Annotated in this window: 1 protein-coding gene; it reads right to left on the minus strand. The window is 65.1% G+C overall.

The window, feature by feature from the left end; all coding sequences use genetic code 11:
- Nucleotides 1-1,089: an IS630 family transposase gene (locus ACWED2_RS48305; protein WP_449697238.1), complete on the minus strand. Its 1,089-nt coding sequence runs from the start codon at nucleotides 1,087-1,089 to the stop codon at nucleotides 1-3.
- Nucleotides 1,090-1,136 lie beyond the last annotated feature (47 nt).

The following is a 1,136-nucleotide window of genomic DNA, read 5'->3' on the forward strand; positions in this document are numbered from 1 at the left end:
CTAGTGTCCTGAGTCGTTAATTCGTTGGCAGTATGCGGCGAGGGTGTCGAGGATCTGGTCGGCGGTTTTGGTCCAGACGAAGGGTTTGGGGTCGTCGTTCCAGGCGCCGATCCAGGCCTCGACGTCGGCTTCGAGTTCGGTGACGCTGCGGTGGGCGGAACGGCGGAGCTTGCGGTTGGTCAGCTCGGCGAACCAGCGCTCGACCAGGTTGAGCCAGGAGGCGCTGGTCGGGGTGAAGTGCACGTGGAAGCGTGGATGCTGCAGCAGCCAGTTCTTGATCGCCGGGGTCTTGTGGGTGGCGTAGTTGTCGCAGACCAGGTGCAGCTCGAGGTCGGCCGGGGTGGCGGCATCGATGGTCTTGAGGAATTTCAGGAACTCCTGATGCCGGTGCCGGCGGTGGTGCTGGGCGATCACCGATCCGGTGGCCAGGTTCAGCGCGGCGAACAGGCTCGTGGTGCCGTGGCGCACGTAGTCGTGGGTCATCCGCGCAGGCGTGGTGGGCATGATCGGCAGTGTGGGCGCGGTCCGGTCGATGGCCTGCATCTGTGACTTCTCGTCGACGCACAGCACGATCGCGTTGTCCGGCGGGGCGAGATACAGCCCGACCACGTCCCTGACTTTCTCCACGAACTGCGGGTCTCGCGAGAGCTTCCACGTCTGGACCTGATGTGGTTTGAGACCGAATGCCCGCCAGATCCGTGACACCGTCGACTGCGACATGCCGGTGGCTGCGGCCATCGACCGGGTCGACCAGTGCGTGTCCTGATTCGGTGGGGGCTGCTCCAGGGTCTTCACGATCACCGCTTCGACACGTTCGTCGGTGACCGTGCGCGGCGCACCCGGTCGCGGTTCGTCCGACAGGCCCTCAAGCCCGTCGGAGAGGAACCGCGATCGCCACTTCGCCACGGTGTGACGCTTCACCCCGAACTCCGTAGCCACTTCCGAGTTCGATCCACCGTCCGCGCAGCGCAGCACAATCCGCGATCGCAGCGCCAGAGCCTGCGCCGTGGTCCGGCGACGCGACCACCGCAGCAACGTCTCGCGTTCCTCATCGCTCAACATCAACGGTGGCAGCGTCGGGCTTGGCATCACCGCATCCTAAACGCTGGCCACGAAATTCAGACTCAGGACACTAG

It is taken from the genome of Amycolatopsis sp. NPDC005003, from assembly GCF_053600695.1.

Bases quoted from the DNA above. Each gene is read 5' to 3' on its own strand.
- ACWED2_RS48305 (WP_449697238.1), bottom strand. From the start codon at position 1,089: ATGCCAAGCCCGACGCTGCCACCGTTGATGTTGAGCGATGAGGAACGC.